This window comes from Parashewanella sp. 2210YD4-3 (assembly GCF_056591735.1).
The window spans coordinates 247135-263876 of record NZ_JBWQOG010000006.1 but is presented as its reverse complement, the minus strand read 5'-3'; the positions used below and the strand labels follow the sequence as shown (position 1 = coordinate 263876).

At 41.0% G+C, this 16742-nt stretch carries 15 protein-coding genes; 6 read left to right on the top strand and 9 right to left on the bottom strand.

From position 1 onward, the window contains the following. Nucleotide 1: 1 nt before the first annotated feature. From rsmH to AC1EU0_RS11415, 3 genes are all read right to left on the bottom strand, one after another. A complete protein-coding gene (rsmH, locus tag AC1EU0_RS11425) occupies nt 2-943 on the bottom strand; it encodes a 16S rRNA (cytosine(1402)-N(4))-methyltransferase RsmH (RefSeq protein ID WP_480302529.1) in 942 nt (313 codons plus the stop codon). Between the two features lie 13 nt (nt 944-956). Then, nucleotides 957-1415 carry a division/cell wall cluster transcriptional repressor MraZ gene (mraZ, locus tag AC1EU0_RS11420; protein ID WP_480302550.1) on the bottom strand — a complete coding sequence of 153 codons (459 nt, stop codon included), beginning with the start codon at nt 1413-1415 and terminating at the stop codon, nt 957-959. Nucleotides 1416-1810: 395 nt separating this feature from the next. Beyond that, the gene (locus AC1EU0_RS11415; protein ID WP_480302528.1) at nt 1811-3130 is read right to left on the bottom strand and encodes an outer membrane protein transport protein; all 1320 of its coding nucleotides are present in this window, start codon (nt 3128-3130) and stop codon (nt 1811-1813) included. Between the two features lie 345 nt (nt 3131-3475). Here AC1EU0_RS11415 and AC1EU0_RS11410 point away from each other — a divergent pair, with 345 nt between their 5' ends. Continuing rightward, complete coding sequence (locus AC1EU0_RS11410) at nt 3476-5251, top strand: tetratricopeptide repeat protein (RefSeq protein WP_480302527.1); 1776 nt, start codon at nt 3476-3478, stop codon at nt 5249-5251. A gap of 202 nt (nt 5252-5453) precedes the next feature. Here AC1EU0_RS11410 and recQ read toward each other — a convergent pair whose 3' ends face one another. Then, complete coding sequence (gene recQ, locus AC1EU0_RS11405) at nt 5454-7286, bottom strand: DNA helicase RecQ (RefSeq protein ID WP_480302526.1); 1833 nt, start codon at nt 7284-7286, stop codon at nt 5454-5456. Nucleotides 7287-7418: 132 nt separating this feature from the next. Here recQ and rarD point away from each other — a divergent pair, with 132 nt between their 5' ends. Continuing rightward, the gene (gene rarD / locus AC1EU0_RS11400; protein WP_480302525.1) at nt 7419-8312 is read left to right on the top strand and encodes an EamA family transporter RarD; all 894 of its coding nucleotides are present in this window, start codon (nt 7419-7421) and stop codon (nt 8310-8312) included. Here the strand turns inward: rarD and AC1EU0_RS11395 are convergent. From AC1EU0_RS11395 to radC, 4 genes are all read right to left on the bottom strand, one after another. Then, the gene (locus AC1EU0_RS11395) at nt 8271-8813 is read right to left on the bottom strand and encodes a hypothetical protein (RefSeq protein WP_480302524.1); all 543 of its coding nucleotides are present in this window, start codon (nt 8811-8813) and stop codon (nt 8271-8273) included. The two genes, rarD and AC1EU0_RS11395, sit on opposite strands and share 42 nt — an antisense overlap. A gap of 107 nt (nt 8814-8920) precedes the next feature. Then, the gene (gene rpmG, locus AC1EU0_RS11390; RefSeq protein WP_121839750.1) at nt 8921-9094 is read right to left on the bottom strand and encodes a 50S ribosomal protein L33; all 174 of its coding nucleotides are present in this window, start codon (nt 9092-9094) and stop codon (nt 8921-8923) included. Nucleotides 9095-9100: 6 nt separating this feature from the next. Further along, nucleotides 9101-9337, bottom strand: coding sequence for a 50S ribosomal protein L28 (gene rpmB, locus AC1EU0_RS11385; protein WP_121839751.1), 237 nt, complete (start codon nt 9335-9337; stop codon nt 9101-9103). 158 nt (nt 9338-9495) lie between these two features. Then, complete coding sequence (gene radC / locus AC1EU0_RS11380) at nt 9496-10170, bottom strand: RadC family protein (protein ID WP_480302523.1); 675 nt, start codon at nt 10168-10170, stop codon at nt 9496-9498. Nucleotides 10171-10371: 201 nt separating this feature from the next. Here radC and coaBC point away from each other — a divergent pair, with 201 nt between their 5' ends. The 3 genes from coaBC to slmA are packed head-to-tail and all read left to right on the top strand — an operon-like array spanning nt 10372 to nt 12652. Further along, complete coding sequence (coaBC, locus tag AC1EU0_RS11375) at nt 10372-11589, top strand: bifunctional phosphopantothenoylcysteine decarboxylase/phosphopantothenate--cysteine ligase CoaBC (protein ID WP_480302522.1); 1218 nt, start codon at nt 10372-10374, stop codon at nt 11587-11589. Next, nucleotides 11573-12031 (top strand): dUTP diphosphatase, encoded by a 459-nt coding sequence (dut, locus tag AC1EU0_RS11370; RefSeq protein ID WP_480302521.1) that lies wholly within the window; start codon nt 11573-11575, stop codon nt 12029-12031. The genes coaBC and dut overlap by 17 nt, the downstream gene beginning before the upstream one ends. A 27-nt stretch (nt 12032-12058) precedes the next feature. After that, on the top strand, nt 12059-12652 hold the full coding sequence (gene slmA / locus AC1EU0_RS11365) for a nucleoid occlusion factor SlmA (RefSeq protein ID WP_480302520.1): 594 nt from the start codon (nt 12059-12061) through the stop codon (nt 12650-12652). Nucleotides 12653-12705: 53 nt separating this feature from the next. Here the strand turns inward: slmA and AC1EU0_RS11360 are convergent, their stop codons facing one another. Then, nucleotides 12706-13608: an MBL fold metallo-hydrolase gene (locus AC1EU0_RS11360; protein WP_480302519.1), complete on the bottom strand. Its 903-nt coding sequence runs from the start codon at nt 13606-13608 to the stop codon at nt 12706-12708. 462 nt (nt 13609-14070) lie between these two features. On the opposite strand from AC1EU0_RS11360, the gene AC1EU0_RS11355 reads away from it, so the two are divergent. Further along, on the top strand, nt 14071-16692 hold the full coding sequence (locus AC1EU0_RS11355; protein ID WP_480302518.1) for a TonB-dependent receptor: 2622 nt from the start codon (nt 14071-14073) through the stop codon (nt 16690-16692). Nucleotides 16693-16742 lie beyond the last annotated feature (50 nt).

Here is a 16742-nt window from a genome sequence, read left to right as displayed (position 1 = left end):
CCTAATACGGTAGGCGTTCGGCCACTCGCAGTACTGAACTACGTGCACGTGGATTAAGTTCCAATTCCGCTGCTGATGGTTTCATTGCCTTTCCAACAGCTTTAAGCTTTCGATTTTTATTTAATTCAGCCTCTGATACCGGTAATCCGTAAGGCACCTCCGCCGCTTGGCTGTGTCTTCGAATAAAACGCTTCACCATCCTGTCTTCTAAAGAATGAAAACTAATAACAGATAATCGACCTTCGGGGGCAAGAACCGTTAACGCTCCTTCTAGAGCTTGATCAATTTGCTCCAGCTCGCTGTTTATATAAATTCGTATCGCCTGAAACACTCGTGTTGCGGGATGCTTATTCTTTTCTTTTTTCTTAGTTATGCGGTAGATAAGGTCCGCTAATTCTTTTGTGCGTAAAAACGGTGTTTTTTCACGGTCAGCTACGATACAACGCGCTATATGGCGCGAATTTTTTTCTTCACCATAGGTTTTAAACACCCATGCCATATCTTCAATTTCAGCTCTTGCTAACCACTGTGCCGCCGTTTCTCCTTGGCTATTGTCCATACGCATATCAAGTGGTCCATCACGCAAAAAACTGAATCCTCGCTCAGCATCATCAAGCTGAGGTGACGATACTCCTAGATCCAATAAAACGCCGTCAATTTGACCCACCAGCTCTTTCGCTGCAATATATTCGGCTAATTGACCAAAACCACCATGAACAATTTCAAATCTTGGATCAGCCTCATACTTTTTGGCAGCTTCGATCGCCTGAGGATCACGATCGATAGCAATTAAACGACCTTCATCTCCAAGCTGAGACAAAATCAGTCCTGAGTGCCCACCTCGACCAAACGTGCCATCGATATAAATCCCATCAGGCTTAATATTCAAGCCATCAACGGTTTCTTTTAATAACACTGACACATGGTCAAATACTTCTGTCATATTGTTCTCTTTTTTACAATGAAAACTCTGACAGCCTTTCACTATTGGCTAGGTTTTCATTGGTAATCACTTGTTTGCTTTCGTCGATAAGTTGCTGCCACGATAACTCATCCCATAGCTCAAATTTATTCAATTGCCCCACCAACATTGCATGTTTCTCTAACCCTGCGTATTTTCTTAATGTCTGGGGTAATAACAAACGCCCGTTGCCGTCCATCTCGCATTCATGCGCATGGCCCAGTAACAGGCGTTTCAATGCTCGTTCTGTTTGCTGAGTATCTGACAGCAACAATAATTTGGCTTCAATTTTGTGCCATTCGTGAATGGGATAAAGCAATAGACAAGTAGATTGAATGTCTACCGTGATAACAAATTTGCCTTCAGATTCAACGCGCAATAGCTCTCTGTACCGCGTTGGCATCGCGATCCGTCCCTTGCTATCTAAGTTGACACTGCTGGCTCCTGAAAACACGTTTTCCCATCCTTGTCCACAAATATCCACAATTTCCCACCACAGCTAAGTTTAGGGATAGTTGACAAGAATTGTCAAGAAGTCTTCACATCTAGCATGATATTGAAAATATGGTCAAATCTAAGCAGGGCAAGTATTACAATGTTCCTTGTTAGCAATTTTCTTCTTTTAATAACGCTACTTTTAGAACAACTCCCTTCCTTTCAATCACCAGTGTTAATTTCATTAAGTTTATCGCTATTAGCCTGAATACCAGCAATATAAACGGAAAACGATTTTGAAAAATTCGAACAACAGTATTTATGTTGGTCTTAAGTCATTTTCTAATAAGGAATAACTATTGCGGCAAGCAGTCAATACAGCCCCACAATGGTGAGGCTGGGTGCATCGAATTACTATATTTTGTAGTTAAGTTGAACCCCTGCTAACCAAACATTACCTGTCGCTTCACCGTCAAAATTAATGGCGAGCTTTCCTAGGCTAGTTTGCAAAGGGATCGTTTCATTAATTGGCGCTTTACCATGTGAACTGATATAGGTAACGCCAAAATCAAGACTCAGTTTTTCATTCGCTTGATAAGCCCCACCAATTGAATACCATAAGCGATCAGAGTCGGGGATAGTGGTAGTTCGATACTCATTCGATACTGCCGTTTTATCTAGGGCTACCCCCGCTTTAACTATCCATGCTGAATTTAACTGGTAAGTACCGCCCAATGCAAAACGCCAGTTATCTTTAAAGTGCTCTTCTTTTAACCTGTCATAGCTGATAGGTTGCTTTATGCTGTTTAACGGTTTTTCTTTTCCGGTAAACTCAGCTCTGAGTTCTTCGAATACACTCCACTTAGTCCAATTGATGCTAGTGTGGATTTTCAGAGCATCTGTGACTTGATGTATGCCCGATACTTCTGCAAAAGCTGGCAATTCAAGTGGGATTTGACCATCAAAACTTTGGTTACTGCCACGATTATAAAGATAACCATCAGCTTTACCTGTTAAGGTAAGATCAACACCACTATGATAAGCAAAGCCAAATTGATGCTCTGCAGAGAGAGACCACTTAACACCCAGTTTCCACCCTAAACTGACATCATCACCTTTCAAGTGTTTCAAACTGGTACCCACAGGAGGAAGTGGTAAAGGCCTAGGTAAAGGTAATTTCGTTACCCATTCTGGAACGGTCGAGTTCACTTCACCTTCTGCATGGATAATTCTGACTCCAAGACCTATCGCGAATTCATCACTGAATTGATAAGCCAGATTAGGGTTAATCTCGACAGTTTTTATCGATGTGTTCTGACCAAACAAAGCCGCAGCGTGAGTATCTTGAATTTCTGTAGATAAACCATAATTTGAACTAATACCTATCCCCCAACTCCAACGACTATTGAGCTGGTTGCTGTAATAGAAATTTGGTATCGCTGCGTTATCTGCAACATCATTAGCGCTCGCATCAAATCGACCCAAAGGCATTGACTTACCGCCAACGGGAGTTAACGCGAGTGAAACAGAGCCGGGAACATGTACATTCGTTTTGACATAAATCGCTCCCATCGACACAGTTTTACCTTGAATCGAAGACAACAATGCAGGATTACGCCCTTGGGCTGACGCATTATCTGCGATTACAGCTTCACCAGCAAAAGCTCTTCCTAAGCCTGTTGCTGAATATTCCGCTAATTGATAACCCGCCGCAGATACGTGATTACTCGTCAACACAACTGCTGAATACAACGCAGCGCTAAGAAAGCTTTTGTTAAATTTGATCAAAATTTTGTCTCACATTAATTCTGTATTTACATTCTATGAATAAGCTAAGTCGCCGCTATTTAGAGCAAAAACTCAACGGCGCGCAATCATACTACTCAGAATTAAGTTAGCAACACCTTATGAACTCACATTCCTATCTATATTCACATTAGGCTTATTCATTGAACAAAATTTTGATAAACCTTGCACAGTTGAACAAAAACAATTCAATTACCTCTTCCAGATTGTTACACTTGCTGGTCGTAAAAATAAAAATGTATTTGCGTAATATAAAAGCAGTTGGGGTAGTAAATGGATTTTCGAATTTGGGTTTTCGGGCTGGTGCTTTGGCTCCCTGCCGCGTTTGGCAACCCAATGAAACAAATGGATGAATTGGCTACATTAAGTTTTGAATTTCCTCAAAACGCCTTATCACAAATTAAAACGCTCGAACTTCAATTAAATGAAAGTACTCCGATTCGAGAAAGACTTCGCTTACAACTTCTAAAATGCCACACTTATGCCCAACTCGGTGAAAATAAAGCTGCTATAAATATTGCTCGATTATTTGGAGCGAAAGCACAGCGCGCAGGCCTAGAGGAAGTAAGGCCTTATTTTCATTTATGTATGGCTGATGCTCACGCTAACATGGGTGACCTCAAAATTGCATTGCCACTGCTCGATACTGTTATCAATAAAGCAAAAGAATACTATCAGCCTCAATTATTAACTCATGCACTTTGGATTCGTTCAATTGTGGAAGAAGATTTAGGCAGTTATATGTCCCCTCTAGAAGACATCAATCTAGCACTGGATATTTATCCCGATATATTTAATCAAAAGACTAACTGGCTTTGGCCACCCAAGGCTTATTTATATATTTCTATGGCTAATTTATTAGTCTCAACAGGCGATACCGAAAGAAGCATCAAATACATAAATAAGGCATTGGATATTAAAGGTAAAAAAGGAAAACTTGAGCTATATTCCCACCTTGGTGCTTCAAGAATGTATTTCGATCATGGAGATAAAGAGACCAGCTATCGGCACCTTCAATTAGCCAAAGAAGGACTAGTGGACCTTGATTCCCCTCAAGATATTGCATGGGCGTATGTTATCGTCGGCTCATTAGAAAGAGATTTTAAAAATTTTGAGCAAGCAATTAACTATTTACACATAAGCATTAATTTATTCACCAAAAGCCACAGAACTATATACTTATTACGTGCAAAGCGGCTGTATGCTCAAATTCTTTTTGATCAAAATCAACACACTAAGGCATTAGGAATTATGAATGAAATTATTCCTAAAGCCATTGAACTGAAATTACATGGTGATCTCGAATACTTTTATTTGGTTTTAAAAAAATATTATCTTTCTCAAAATAATTATAAAGAAGCTTATGAGTTCTTAAATAAAGCTCATGAGTCAGCTAAACATGCAAATAAAAAAACAAGCAATGCTCGTCTCATTCAATACAAAGCTCGATTAGATCGCCAAACCTCATTAAACCATCAAAACAATATGGCAAACACTAAAAATGACCAGCCATTTTTGACCGTAACCCAAGCCGTGATCATTATTTTGGTTGCAGTTAGCCTCTTAGGTTTTCTGATTGGATTAGTCTTCTTTTTTCAACGTAAGCAGCATATTTCTAAAAAAGCTCAGCAAGAAAAACGACTAGAGCCTCTGGAACTAAGAGCTACTAATATGCTGAAAAAAGCCAAACGTCATAGTCACACAGTTACAGCCTTAGTGACCAATATGAAGCCTCTTTCAGAAACAGAAAAAATTCAGGCTTTAGAAGCCATTCACGATGTACTACGTGATGGAGATCTATTGCTAGAGCATGAACAAGATGAATGGGTGGTTTTGTTACCTAAAGTCAACAATACCACAGGCTATAAAATCATTCGTCAGATCTCATACAGCTTGCCAAATGAATTAAATAAACTCACCTTTGGTCTGAGTACATTTAAATCTTTTGATAATTTAGACTCGCTAATCAAACGTGCTTATCTAGAGAGACTTTCACAAATCCAGCGCCGAGAAATCAAAGATGATCAGACCGATATGTTAGCTATTTAACCTCAGCTCTGTATAACGAAACCCATAACATTCTGATTTACACTACAAACATTAATTTTTTATCTACAGTACTGCTAATTTTGTGTAGTTCAAGGCAGAACAGTTCGTAATAGCAGGTCTATTTCGGGCTGTTCTAACACAGAAATACGCATAAGTAGCTGTGCTGTAGAGGTTGCTTATGCAGAGCTGAGGTTATTAAGTCTCAACATACACTTTCAGTCAAAAACGATTGAATTTCATCGATAAAATCAGAGCCAAAGCGCTCCAGCTTTCTCGCGCCGACACCATTAATGGCTAAAAACTGCTGTTCTGTTGTCGGCATATTTGCTGCCATCTCTGCTAAGCTAGCATCACTGAATACCAAATAAGGTGGAATTTCTAATTCGTCTGCCAACTTACGTCGTAATAATTTCAGCTTAGCAAACAACTGCCTATCATAATGCTGTGGTGCGCGACTAGCTGTCTTCGACTTACGCGTAACAGGTTTGACTTGCATTCGAGGAACCGCAAGTTGTAGCGCTTGCTCGCCTTTTAATACTGCTCTAGCACTGGGGTTAAGTATAACGGCTGAACCACGAGTAATATCTTGAGTCACTAGACCTAAATGGATCAACTGACGAGTAATACTCAGCCAATGTTCATGGCTTTTGTCTTTACCAATTCCCCATGTACTCAAGGTTTGATGCCCACGTTCTACAACCAATTGAGATTGTGACCCTCTGAGTACATCGATTAGGTAATTGACACCATAGCCCTGTTTGATCCGATAAATGCAAGATAGAACTTTTTGCGCATCTTCGGTTCCATCATATTGCTTAGGTGGATCTAAACACACATCACAGTTACCGCATGGCTCATTCGCTTGTTCCCCAAAATAATGTAACAACACTTGCCTACGACAGGTTTGGGCTTCAGCAAAGGCCGCCATGGAATGTAACTTATGTCTATCTACCTGCTGCTGGCTTGGTGAGGGCGACTGCTCAATTAAGTGCTGCACTCGCCCAATATCAGCTGGATCAAACAGCATAAAGGCTTCGGCTTCCAAACCATCACGCCCTGCTCGCCCCGTTTCTTGATAATAGGATTCGATGCTCTTGGGGATGTCATAGTGCACTACAAAACGTACATTCGATTTATTGATCCCCATCCCAAAAGCGACAGTGGCAACAACGACATCGACGTGATCTTTAAGGAATCCTTCTTGAACCTCGGCACGCTCTTGAGTCGTCATCCCAGCATGGTAGGCTTTCGCTTTGATCCCTTGCGAAGTTAACCTATCTGCCACTTCATCGACCCGCCGGCGGGATGAACAATAAACAATGCCACTATTGCCTTGTTGGGTACTAATAAACTGACGCAATTGCTGAGAGGCATTCAACTTCTCTACAACCGTATAACGGATATTGGGACGGTCAAAACTGGAAAGCCACTCAAAAGGCTGTATGTTCAAGCGCTCGCAAATACTTTGCCGTGTCGCTTTATCAGCCGTCGCAGTAAGCGCAATCAATGGAATATGTGGGAAACGCTGTTTTAATTGTCCTAGTTCGGCATATTCGGGTCTAAAATCATGTCCCCATTGGCTGATGCAATGAGCTTCATCAATGGCAAATAAACTGATAGTAAGGTTTGAAAGACGCTCTAATAAATCACCATTCATTAATCGCTCTGGCGAGACGTATAACAGTTTAATTTCACCTTGATTTAAGCGCCTGAAAATATCGCTGATCTGCTCACGATCAAGTGACGAATTCAAGTACGCTGCTGCAACTCCTGTTTGCAACAAACTGTCTACTTGATCTTTCATTAATGAAATCAGAGGAGAAACCACAATGGTAAGCCCTGGAAGCAGTAAAGCGGGTACTTGATAACATAAACTCTTACCTCCTCCTGTTGGCATAATCGCCATTACATCCTTTCCCTGCAGAACGCGTTCAATGACCGATTGTTGTCCTTCTCGGAACGAACGATAGCCAAAAACTTGAGACAAGCAAGAGTGAAGAGGGCAGGCAGTTTCCAATTGTTCGACTGTTTCCATGTATGCTGACTAAAAGTGCAAAAAACATATTCTAATCAACTACCACTATCTTGTCTTGAGAAATTATTTTTCGTCGACTTTGATCTCAGTCACACATACAATTCACGTTCTTTTCCACCATTGCTATCATTCATGACTCATAACGAACATCAAAAAGGGATCGCGTTGGCGATTTGTGCCTATGTTTTATGGGGTATCGCCCCTATGTACTTCAAATTAATCGAAACGATTCCCGCAACTGAAATCCTTTTACATAGAGTCGTTTGGTCATTTGTATTTATGGTGTTGTTGATGTCATTTATGGGTGGATTTAACCATTTTAGGCAGCTATTTCGCACCCCTAAAAAATTGCAAGTATTGAGCTGCACATCTGTCCTAATAGCTTTCAACTGGCTATTGTTTATCTGGGCCGTTAATAATGAGCATATGCTCGATGCCAGTCTCGGTTATTTTATTAATCCACTGTTTAATGTGGTATTGGGTATGCTGTTTCTCGGTGAGCGATTACGAAAGCTACAATGGTTGGCAGTTGCCCTCGCCGTGATAGGAGTATTGATCCAGCTGATTTCATTCGGCTCTATCCCCATCGTTTCAATTGCATTAGCCAGCTCGTTTGCCATTTATGGCCTTGTACGCAAAAAAGCGAATGTTGATGCAAAAACAGGTCTATTGGTTGAAACCGCCCTCTTACTGCCTATCGTACTTCTGTATATCAGCTATCAATTTTTCGTTGAGGGCATAGTATTTATGGACCACCCTCTGCAAACCAACATCATTTTACTCCTAGCAGGCATCGTCACTTCAATCCCTTTATTATGCTTTGCAGGTGCTGCAATTCGTATTCCCTTATCCATGCTGGGCTTTTTTCAATATATAGGTCCTAGTTTGATGTTTATTTTGGCGACCTTTTTGTATCACGAACCCTTTACCCCAGAAAAAGCCACCACCTTTGGCTTTATTTGGCTTGCGCTGATCGTTTTTGTATCAGATCTGCTTCTCGTTCGTAAACGGCGACAACAGAAGTAGTGCTTGTTGGGGATGCTTAAGGCTTACCATTACCACTAGATTATCTGTCGGTAAAACCAATACATAATGCGGTTCCGTAATCGCTAACAAAGCTGTGGTTTTACCGTCAAAAGCTTGCTTTAAACGAAAGTAACCCAATTTAAATTCAGGCAAGCCCACACCATTCTCACGATGACTGATTTCTATTTCTGAAGATTGGGTTAGATCCACCAATTGCACCTTCGACCAATTCACTTCAGTTATCGACCATGAGTGGCCATAAAAAGGCACAGACAGAGTAAGTTGCTGCTCTTCGATTTTAAGCTCTGAACTCCAAGTATTCACAAAGGTATAACCTAATGCACTTATCAGCGCGACAATTGGCAGTACCCATAAATACTTGAAAAAGCCGTCTGCAGAAGACGTTTTCATTAATACATACCAGAGAAGAACAAACAGGCCTACGAACCAAATAATGCCCATAGTGCTCAGAGGAGCGAGAGAAAGTGAGATAGGATCCATGGCATAAGTCCTTTTTGTGCCTAACAGATATAATCACCTTACCAAAATTTTAGATAAAAAAAAGCCTCGAACAATGTCGAGGCTTTAGAACACATCAAAAAAACAAATTATTTAATTTTTGCTTCTTTGTAGATAACGTGCTTGCGAACTACTGGATCAAATTTTTTGATTTCCATTTTCTCAGGCATGTTACGCTTGTTCTTTTCAGTCGTGTAGAAATGACCAGTTTTAGCGCTTGAAACTAACTTGATCTTCTCGCGATTACCTTTAGCTTTAGCCATTTTTTATTACACCTTCTCGCCACGGTTACGAAGTTCAGCAACAACAACTTCGATACCTTTCTTATCGATGATGCGCATACCTTTAGTAGATACACGTAATTTTACAAAGCGCTTTTCTGATTCTAACCAGAAACGGTGGCTTTGTAGGTTCGGCAAAAAGCGGCGACGAGTCGCGTTTTTTGCGTGCGAGCGATTGTTACCAACCATCGGACGCTTGCCAGTTACTTGGCATACTCTTGACATGTCAATCTTCTCCAAAAAACAATTTTAACGCTCGAGCATTTATGTGCCTCGTATGGCCGTCGCCCGAGGCACAAAGAGGGCGCATTTTATACACGATTCATAGGGTGAGATCAAGAATTTTTCGTTTTCTTGGTTAATTTCACCACATTCGCCTTATTTTAGAGCCATCCACGTTCAGCAAACGATACGATGTCTCTGTCACCTACTACCAGATGATCGAGCAAAGCTACGTCTATGGTAGATAAGGCAGAATGAATGCGCTCAGTGATGCGCTTATCGGCCTGACTCGGCTCCGCCACCCCAGAAGGGTGATTATGACAAACAATCACAGCTGCTGCGTTTTTTTCAAGCACCAATCCTATGATTTCCCTAGGATACACTGATGCCGCATTTATTGTGCCGCGGAATAATTCAACAAATTGAATGACTCGGTGCTGGCTATCCAACAACAGCACGGCAAAAACTTCATAATTCCGATCCGATAACTGACGTATTAAATAATCACGAGTAATGTCGGGACTGGATAATACGGGACCTCGATGCAAACTTTGTTGCGCTAAACGCGTTGACAGTTCAGCCACAGTTTGCAACTGCGCGTATTTTACAGGTCCGACACCCGGAAGTCGACACATCTGTTTGAATGAAGCGGAGAATAATTGCCTTAAGCCACCAAATTCTTGAATAAGATGCCGCGCCAATTCCACCGCATCCATATTTTTATTGCCATTACGTAAAATAATGGCCAATAATTCAGCATCGGATAATCGAGTCGCTCCCGACTCTAGAAGTTTTTCTCTTGGCCCTTCTCCTTCTGGCCAGTGGTTAATCCCCATATTCATCCTTGATCATAGGTGATAAGTAAAACCATTATGTCAAAAATCATCTAATAAACAACACAATAGGAATCAAGTCTATTATTCAAAAATCAGAATTGCTATAACTTCAACTAAGTGACTCAAGGGAATTTCAATACTTTGAGGGCATTTTGAGTCTATGATATGGTTATCCATATTCTTTTGTTAGTGAACACTTACATGAAGCTGAGCCATAAAAAAATACTCGTTGGGATCTGCGGTGGAATCGCCGCCTATAAAAGCGCTGATTTAGTAAGAAAGCTGAAAGAGCAAGGTGCTGATGTTCGCGTAGTCATGAGCCAAAGTGCAAAAGAGTTTATTACTCCGTTAACTTTACAAGCGTTATCTGGCTACCCTGTTTCTGACAGCTTACTCGATCCATCTGCGGAGGCAGCAATGGGACACATCGAGCTAGCAAGATGGGCTGATTTAATCATCATAGCGCCAGCTACTGCGAATTTTATCGCCAGACTCACGGCAGGCATGGCAGATGAGCTGATCACCACCTTATGTATCGCAACTGAGTCACCCGTAGCTATTTGCCCAGCGATGAATCAGCAAATGTATGTGCACGAAGCGACTCAAAGCAATTTAACAGTATTACAACAGCGAAATACACACGTTTGGGGACCAGCATCCGGCAGTCAGGCTTGCGGAGAAGTAGGCCCAGGCAGAATGCTTGAACCATTGGAAATCACTTCAATGGCGATTGATTTCTTTTCTACAGCACAATCACTTTCACTTCAGGGCAAGAATGTGATGATCACAGCGGGTCCAACTCGTGAAGCTATCGATCCTGTTCGTTATTTGTCTAACCACAGCTCCGGAAAAATGGGATATGCCATTGCTCATGCCGCACAAGCTCTCGGTGCTAATGTCACGTTAGTTTCTGGCCCAGTGAACCTCAATGCACCTGAAAAAGTTAATCGTATTGTGGTAGATAGCGCAGAGAATATGCTCGAAGCAGTCATGTCTGAGATCAAAGAGCAAGATATCTTTATTGGTTGTGCTGCGGTAGCCGACTATAAAGTAGAGCAAATCGCTACAGATAAAATAAAGAAATCAACTGAAACTATGCTGTTACAACTGACTCGCAATCCCGATATTTTAGCGAGTGTCGCCAATTTAAAACACAAACCATTTACGGTAGGATTCGCGGCTGAAACCAGTAATGTAATTGAGTATGCCCAAGGCAAACTGGAGCGCAAAAACCTTGATATGATTGCAGCCAATGATGTTGCCATTCAAGGACAAGGCTTTAATGCCGATAATAATGCACTGCATGTATTATGGTCAGGCGGTCAACACAGTTTACCCACTGCCAGTAAAACCGAATTAGCTCAACAGTTGCTACAACTTATCATTGAAAGAATGGACAACGATGAAAACTCCAATTGAATTAAAAGTTCTCGACTCACGTATCGGCTCTGAATATCCTCTTCCAGACTATGCTACTGTTGGTAGTGCAGGTATGGATTTACGCGCCATGATTGACACTGAAATGGTAATTGAACCTGGTGAGACTCAATTGATCCCAACAGGTATTGCAATTCATGTCGCCGATCCTGGATTAGCGGCCGTTATTCTCCCCCGTTCTGGTCTTGGCCATAAAAAAGGCATTGTTTTAGGCAATCTAGTCGGCTTAATTGATTCCGATTATCAAGGTCAATTAATGGTGTCATGTTGGAATCGCTCTAATGAGCCATTTACCTTACAAATCGGTGAACGTTTAGCGCAACTGGTGTTTGTACCTGTGGTTCAAGCTGAATTTAAATTAGTGGACGAATTTGATAGTTCACAGCGTGGCGAAGGTGGCTTTGGTCACTCTGGCACACAGTAACAACTATAGGTGCAGTAGGAATACAAGATGGCAGAAACAAAGAAAAAAAGCCGCAAGCAGCATATTCTTGAATGTTTAGCTCACATGCTGGAAACCAACCCAGGACAACGGATCACCACCGCGAAATTAGCCGCCGAAGTAGGTGTTTCAGAAGCCGCGCTATACCGTCACTTTCCAAGTAAAGCCAGAATGTACGAAGGCTTAATTGAGTTTATGGAAGAGTCCCTTCTAACTCGTATAAACCTCATTATGGATGAAGAAAAAGACACCATGAAACGCTGCCAATTGTTATTACAGCTCGTATTAATGTTTGCAGAGCGTAATCCGGGTATTTCACGCTTGTTGAATGGTGATGCGCTACTCGGTGAAAATGAGCGCCTACGTGATCGTATCAACGCTCTTTTCTCAAAGATTGAAACCCACTTAAAACAAATTTTGCGTGAAAAAACCTTGCGCGAAGGGCAAGGGTTTCATATTGATGAAGCCGTATTAGCCAATTTATTGTTGGCGATTGCAGAAGGTAGAATCGCTCAATTTGTTCGTAGTGATTTCAAGAAAAAACCAACAGCTCAATTTCCTGAGCAATGGCAGTTCGTAGAAAAGCAGTTATTGCAGAGTTAATAAATCAATTAGGTAGCTCTATTTAATGAGCTACCTTTACTTTCAGTGATGAATCAATACATATCCAAGTCAGCCGCCGATACCACCTTACCTTTGTAACCATATTTATGAATTTCTTTGATAAGATCCGCATCAGATGTACCCCAATATAACTGATGGTAAAGCACCAATAACTTAGGATGGGTTTTCTTAGCAATCTCAGCTAACTCTTTTGTTGAAGTATGAAATGACGAGTGATATTTTTGCCACACTGGCGGGCGAGTTTTAAAGCCTTCGGTTGAATACACTTCGTGTACCAATACATCCACACCTTTGGCGGCTTTAATAAGCTCTGGACTTGGTCGAGCATCGCCCGAAATCACAATACTACGTTTTCCGTCTTCAAACTTGTAACCAAACGAATGTTGCCAAGAACCATGAAGTACCGGAATAGCAGTAACCTTGAAATCGCCTTTCACCAACAAAGGCTTACTACCTTTAAACTCTGTCACATCAACTTGATAGCCTTTATCGTTGGCTGGCTCCAAACCATTTAAACGGATATCGATATCCTGCTGATAGGCTTTTTGAAGGTGCGTCATCATCTTCTTAGTCCCTTCAGGACCATAAACGGCTAGAGGAATAGGTCGCTCTAGAGTCCAAGAAGTAAAAAGCAGATCAGGCAATCCAACGGTGTGATCGGTGTGTAAATGGGTCAGAAATGCTGTTTGAAGTTGACTTGCCGCTAAGGCTGGAATGTTATGCTTTTGTCTAGCAGATTCTGCTCGACGCACCACTCCGGGACCCGCATCGATTAAATAAGATTGATTGTCTTTGATCACTGCTAATGCAGGACCTGAGCGTTCAGGATCAGGATTGGGAGTCCCTGTTCCCAAGATCACCACTTTCATTTGTGAAGCTTGAGCACTCGCGGCCATTAATGTACATAGTGCAAGGCATCGTGCCAATTTTTTCATTATTATTCTCCTTTGTGTGAGCCCCAATTAAATCATATAAATAATAATTTTGAATAACCATTAAGCTAATATCTCGAAATTCATTGCTTAAAAAATACCGGATTGAATACGTTGCTATAGGCGAATTCATTAACAATTAAATTTTTATTGTTAAAAAAACACATTTACCTACACCTCACAAAATACACAGTAACACATTGATACACATAAGGTTAATCGTTTACCCCCTCAAAAGATGACTTTTTACTTAAAAATAAAGCTTATTTAGCATATTTATTATAATTGTCCGATATGTTATATATTTGTACATTCAGGTCACTATAGGTCGTGTAGCCTATATTTGCGGCAGTACCCTATGCACTTATAGACGTCTTCAATTTTACACTCAATGTTATGCCTCGCGGCTTTGAGAAGTAAAACGTTAACCCTCGATCTGATAAAAACAATAAAAGGAGAAAAATTTTGACATCTAACCGCAAGCTGCTCATAGGGGCAACACTCATAGGTTTAGGTTTTACACCATCTTTGATCGCACAGGAAGTAAGTAATACAATCGCTGAGCAAAGAGAAGAAAGCCAAGCAAAAGCTAAGAAAAAGCACAATGATGTAGAACGCATCCAAGTTTCAGGCATTAAGTCCGCATTAGAATCTGGCCTACGTGACAAACGTGAAGCTAACCAAGTTGTTGATGTGATTGTCGCAGAAGACATCGGTAAGTTCTCAGACTCTAACATTGCCGAAACGCTTCAGCGTCTCCCAGGTGTTCAAATCGGTCGTAGCCAAACTGGTGAAGGCAGTGAAATATCGATCCGTGGTCTAGGTCGAAGCATTACTACCATGAACGGCCGCACCATGTTTACCGGCATTGGTCGTAACATCAACGTAAAAGACATTCCTTCTGAAAGTTTGTCAGGCATTAAAGTTTACAAATCCCCACAAGCTAACCAAATTGAAGGTGGTATTGCAGGTACGCTGGATTTACAGCGTGTAAAAACCACGAACTTTAATAAGTCAAAAGGCTCGATCAACGTTCAAGCTCAGTATGCGGATCTTTCTGAAAAGTGGGCTCCAAAATTTTCAGGCATGATTGGTGACTCATTTGACACTGAATACGGCGAATTTGGTGCACTACTCGCAGTTAATCACCAAACTCGTAACACTCGCTTTGATCGTCAGAGAACATTCCCATTTTCTGTTGATTTAGATGGCGGAAAAGAAGATGCGAAGCGTTCAGCTGGAGGCGGATTTACATACGGAACAGAAGAGACTAAACGTAACAATGTTGTTGTGCGTCTAGATTGGGATCCAAATGAAAATTCTCACTATTTCTTGGATCTTGGCTATATTGACTTTAAAAATGATACTCGTCGTGATCAATTAGCCTACAGAGCTAATGGTAAAGTGAAAACTAAGGGGGCCACGTTTGATGACCCTAATTTGGACGTAACGAAAATCACGTTCATCAATCCAATAATGGAATCTTTATCGCAAATTGAGGAACGCAAAACCAGTACTTACGATGCAGCCATTGGTGCGGAATACTTCATTGATGACTTCACGTTAGAGTTGCAAGCCAGTTATGTAAGTAGTGAAACAGATATTATATTTAAAAACCTAAGACTTACTGACACGTCCAAAAAAGACGAAATTACGGTTGATTATACCAATGCGAACAATTCATCTCCGAAAGTAACCTTTCCTGATGAGTTCATAAACAATGAAGCTAACTTTATTATTGATCAGTTCCGCGACCAAATCACTAATACCAAAAGTGACGAAGTAGCCTTTAGAGCAGACTTAACTTACGATATCAACGGAGATTTTTTCCAATCAGTTGAAACAGGTTTTCGTTATACGAAACGTGATGCTGAACGTTCAGGCTTTGACCTACTAAAACGTCATTCGAAGAAAACGCCATTCAGAAAAGCTACATCTGCGTTAGATGGTTACTTTGGCCTATCTGATACAGGTTTTTATGACGGTGAAGCAAATTTACCTTCGGGATTTATTATCACTGATATGGAAAAAATTCGCAGCAATGATGTTTTTGTTCGCGAAGCCTTAGGTCTAGAAGCCACATCCACAGCACCAGCAAACAACTTACGTTTCGATATTACTGAGAATACTTTAGCAGCATATGTTCAAGCTAACTTCGAAAGTGAAATCGGAAATATTCCTGTTGGCGGTAACTTTGGCCTTCGTGTAGTCGATACTCAGCGTGACGGTGAGGGCTTAATCCTTAACAAAGATAATGAGTACGTTCCAAGCAAATCTGAAAATGATGAAACTACGTTTTTACCATCACTCAACGTTAAGTTTGAAGTCAGTGATGAGGTGTTAGTTCGTGTGGCTGCTTCTCGGGTAATGTCTCAACCTAATTTCGCAGACCTAGCACCTGGTGTTCGATTAAACTATGGACAACTTACAGCAAATGCAGGAAACCCAGATCTTAAGGCTTTCACAGCTGACCAATTTGATATTGGTGTTGAGTGGTATGTAAACGACTCAACAGCCTTAACTGGTGTCTTATTTTATAAAGAAGTTGATGGTTTCTTACAAAAAGTAACTGAAGAAGAAACTTTCTTTGGTGAAACGTTTGAAACAACACGTCGTGTAAATGGGGAAAAAGGCAATCTCAAAGGTTTTGCAGCGTCTTATCAGCAGTTCTTTGACTTCCTACCAGGCATTTGGGCAAACTTTGGTGTGAAAGCCAATGCCACCTATATCGACTCTGAAGCTCCATCGCAAATTGAAGGCCTTGATTTACCGCTGCAAGACTTGTCTAAAACCAGTTATAACCTTGTGGGTATCTATGAAGACGATAAGTTCTCAGCCCGTGTCACTTGGAACTGGCGTGATAAGTACTTTGATAACTTGATCTCTGGAAGACCTTTATTTAATTCTGGTGGAGGTGTGTTAGATGCTTCATTTAACTACAAGTTCTCTAAGAAGTTTAAAGTTAAATTAAGTCTGAAGAACATCAACAACAAAGAAGTACATTCATATTACCAAGATGAATACCGTCCTCGTGATTTCGCGATTAACGATAGACGTGCCGTCCTTGGTGCCACTTACAAGTTTTAATTTGTAAGCATCACAGAGCCTAATGCCTAGCATTAGGCTCTTTTCCTTTC

What these genes read in the sequence shown, in the direction of transcription:
- AC1EU0_RS11360 (WP_480302519.1), bottom strand. Translation starts at nt 13,608, where the DNA reads ATGAAAAAATTGGCACGATGCCTTGCACTATGTACATTAATGGCCGCG.
- coaBC (WP_480302522.1), top strand. Translation starts at nt 10,372, where the DNA reads ATGAAGCTGAGCCATAAAAAAATACTCGTTGGGATCTGCGGTGGAATC.
- rpmB (WP_121839751.1), bottom strand. Translation starts at nt 9,337, where the DNA reads ATGTCAAGAGTATGCCAAGTAACTGGCAAGCGTCCGATGGTTGGTAAC.
- radC (WP_480302523.1), bottom strand. Translation starts at nt 10,170, where the DNA reads ATGGGGATTAACCACTGGCCAGAAGGAGAAGGGCCAAGAGAAAAACTT.
- AC1EU0_RS11410 (WP_480302527.1), top strand. Translation starts at nt 3,476, where the DNA reads ATGGATTTTCGAATTTGGGTTTTCGGGCTGGTGCTTTGGCTCCCTGCC.
- recQ (WP_480302526.1), bottom strand. Translation starts at nt 7,286, where the DNA reads ATGGAAACAGTCGAACAATTGGAAACTGCCTGCCCTCTTCACTCTTGC.
- dut (WP_480302521.1), top strand. Translation starts at nt 11,573, where the DNA reads ATGAAAACTCCAATTGAATTAAAAGTTCTCGACTCACGTATCGGCTCT.
- slmA (WP_480302520.1), top strand. Translation starts at nt 12,059, where the DNA reads ATGGCAGAAACAAAGAAAAAAAGCCGCAAGCAGCATATTCTTGAATGT.
- rarD (WP_480302525.1), top strand. Translation starts at nt 7,419, where the DNA reads ATGACTCATAACGAACATCAAAAAGGGATCGCGTTGGCGATTTGTGCC.
- rpmG (WP_121839750.1), bottom strand. Translation starts at nt 9,094, where the DNA reads ATGGCTAAAGCTAAAGGTAATCGCGAGAAGATCAAGTTAGTTTCAAGC.
- AC1EU0_RS11395 (WP_480302524.1), bottom strand. Translation starts at nt 8,813, where the DNA reads ATGGATCCTATCTCACTTTCTCTCGCTCCTCTGAGCACTATGGGCATT.
- rsmH (WP_480302529.1), bottom strand. Translation starts at nt 943, where the DNA reads ATGACAGAAGTATTTGACCATGTGTCAGTGTTATTAAAAGAAACCGTT.